Origin of the sequence: uncultured Thiocystis sp., from assembly GCF_903866365.1 — a bacterium.
Taxonomy (GTDB): domain Bacteria; phylum Pseudomonadota; class Gammaproteobacteria; order Chromatiales; family Chromatiaceae; genus Chromatium.
Genome location: NZ_CAIPNF010000241.1, coordinates 1 through 2,601, shown reverse-complemented (window position 1 = coordinate 2,601; position 2,601 = coordinate 1). Strand labels below are relative to the sequence as shown.

At 61.8% G+C, this 2,601-nt stretch carries 3 protein-coding genes; 1 reads left to right on the top strand and 2 read right to left on the bottom strand.

Annotation, left to right across the window (positions count from 1 at the left end; translation table 11 throughout):
* The first annotated feature begins 166 nt into the window (after positions 1-166).
* A complete protein-coding gene (glsA, locus tag QZY07_RS13290; RefSeq protein WP_295403449.1) occupies positions 167-1,150 on the top strand; it encodes a glutaminase A in 984 nt (327 codons plus the stop codon).
* Between the two features lie 66 nt (positions 1,151-1,216).
* On the opposite strand, the gene QZY07_RS13285 is transcribed toward glsA, so the two are convergent.
* Together QZY07_RS13285 and QZY07_RS13280 are read right to left on the bottom strand one after the other, a co-directional pair.
* A complete protein-coding gene (locus QZY07_RS13285; RefSeq protein WP_295403446.1) occupies positions 1,217-1,918 on the bottom strand; it encodes a response regulator transcription factor in 702 nt (233 codons plus the stop codon).
* A gap of 99 nt (positions 1,919-2,017) precedes the next feature.
* Complete coding sequence (locus QZY07_RS13280; protein WP_295403445.1) at positions 2,018-2,236, bottom strand: hypothetical protein; 219 nt, start codon at positions 2,234-2,236, stop codon at positions 2,018-2,020.
* Between the last annotated feature and the right edge of the window lie 365 nt (positions 2,237-2,601).

Below are 2,601 nucleotides of genomic sequence, written 5' to 3'. Positions count from 1 at the left end.
TCCATGAAAACAGCGTGACGTGGCGTCGATGTCGTGAAAAATGGCCATTCAATGACCCATTGATGAGAAAGTCACCTTGATTTTCAGCCTCCAGAGCGGCTTCGCCGCGACGTCCGACCTAAGTCGGACAGGCTCCTAGCCGCCACCGACATTGCCCACCTTCGTCATGCCAATCGCTCCCGACTGCATCTCCACCGGCCATCTGCCCGCCCCGGATCAGGTACGGGCGTTGGTCGACGAAGCCCATACTCGCTTCGGGCCGTGCGCCGAGGGTCGGAATGCGGACTATATCCCGGCGCTGGCGGCGGTCCCGAGCCACCTGTTCGGCATCTGTCTCGCCGGAACTTCCGGTCAAGTGTACGAGGTGGGCGATACCGGCCATGCGTTCACCATTCAGAGCATCTCCAAGCCCTTCGTCTTCGCCCTGATCTGCCAATCCATCGGCGAGGACGAGGCGCGGCGCAAGCTCGGCGTGAATAGTACCGGTCTGCCCTTCAACTCGGTGATCGCCGTCGAGCGCTCGGGCGACGGACTCACCAACCCCATGGTGAACGCGGGCGCTATCGCGACCTCCAGCCTGGCGCCCGGCGCCAGCGCCGAGGACAAATGGCGGTTCATTCGGGATGGACTCTCGCGCTTCGCCGGACGCGCGCTGGAGATCGACGCGGCGGTGTATGCATCCGAAATGTCGGCCAATCAGCGCAACGAAGGGATCGCCAGACTGTTGAATGCCTACGATTCGATCTACTTCGACCCGATCGAGGCGACCGACATCTATACCCGTCAATGCTCGCTGCGCGTGACCTCGCGGGATCTGGCCGTCATGGCGGCGACCCTGGCCAATGGCGGAATCAACCCGCTAACTCGGGAATCCGTGATCGACCCCATTCACTGTCAGCATGTCCTGGCGGTGATGGTCACCGCCGGGCTTTACGAAAATTCGGGCGACTGGCTGTATGACACCGGACTGCCCGGCAAAAGCGGGGTGAGCGGCGGCCTGATCGTGGTCGCGCCTGGCAAGGGCGGCCTGGCGACCTTCGCCCCGCCGCTCGACGCGGCCGGAAACAGCGTCAAGGGGCAACTCACGGCGCGTTTTCTTTCCGAGCGATTGGGCTTGAACCTCTTTGCCTCAAGGCCGGTCTCCGCCTGAACCGCGTTCGACCCGCCGCCGTCTGGTCAGGCGCTGCTGAAAGAGTATCGACGCTGGCCTCGCGCATCAGCGCAGCCGGAGCGGTCGACAGAGACGGTAGCCGCATTGACGCTGGGCCTTGATGGCCGGCGCGGGCGCGCCTGCCGCGATGAGCTTTTTACGCAGACGCGACAGCAACACTTCAAGCTGCGCCTTGCCGTGAACGTCCAGCGGCTTGCCCAGTTGCTCCAGTAATTGCCAGGTTTCAAGCGAACGTCGCGGCGCGATGGCAAACGCCTGAAGCGCCGCGCCTTCCGCCAGGCTGAGGGAAATTTCAACGGAGGCGCCAACGAGCAGCAGCCGATCAAGATCCAGCGCAAGATCCGTTTCGTCCGGCTCGGGGTGATGCAGGCGCCGTGCGAGCGCGGCCACCGCCGCCAGCAACTCTTGCGGTGCGACCGGTTTGCAGAGATAGAGATCCGCGCCACGGTCGTAACCCGCAATCCGCTCGTCGAGTTGACCATGGGCCGTCACCATCAGAATGCCGACATCGGTCTGCACGGCGCGCAGGCGCTCGGCGAGCGCCAGCCCGCTCTCGCCGGGCAGCCCCACGTCGAGCAGCGCAATCTCGAAAACAGGCGGTGGGCACGCTTCGGACAGCGCCTCGACACTGTCGAAGCCGCGCACCCAATAACCCTGAGACGCGAGCAGATCGACGGTCAGTTCGCGCAGATCGTCATGATCCTCAATGACGACGATACCAATGTCATGGGTGGCCGCGTCAGGCATACAACGAACGTGAGGCAATGTCGGCCTGGCCCATCCCGAACGCGAGCGTCCGCCGCGGTTTGCATTGGACGCTCATGCCGTGGGCGTCATCCGGCGTGATCAGAGCGCCGGCTCGGTCGCGGGCGTGAAGACCGAAAAATCAAGTTCCGGACGTCTGTCGAATCGCAGCGTTTGCGGGTTGTATTGGTAGATCATGTTCGTGAGATCCTGATAGATGAATCCAGGGGTCTGAGGATTCCAGAGGATCCAGCTCGCCGACGCCTCGGAATACATCCACTGCAACTCCTCCTGCCCGGACAGATTCGGCAGGTCAAGCACATAGAGGCGCCCCAGTTGCAGACTGTGGATCCATTCGCTATCCGCCTCGCGTTCAAAGATGCCAACGCTGGGATGGAAGAAAGAATCGGCGCCGACGTGCTGGCTGTCGGAGAGGCTTGAGGAGGATGCCGCCGTGCCGGTGATGACAAAAACATAATATAGATCTCGTATTTATCATCCAGACATTTCATGGGAACAAAACTCATAAACATCTGTCTACAGCAAGGCGTCGATCATCGCTCCGGCCAAAACCACATGACTCAGTAGGTTTTCGAGCTGGCTAAAGGTTGGCAAACGCTCCGCGATGTCCTCTACCCTTGGTGCTGCGAAACACCCGAGGGGTGAAGCGATGAACGAAGCGTCTG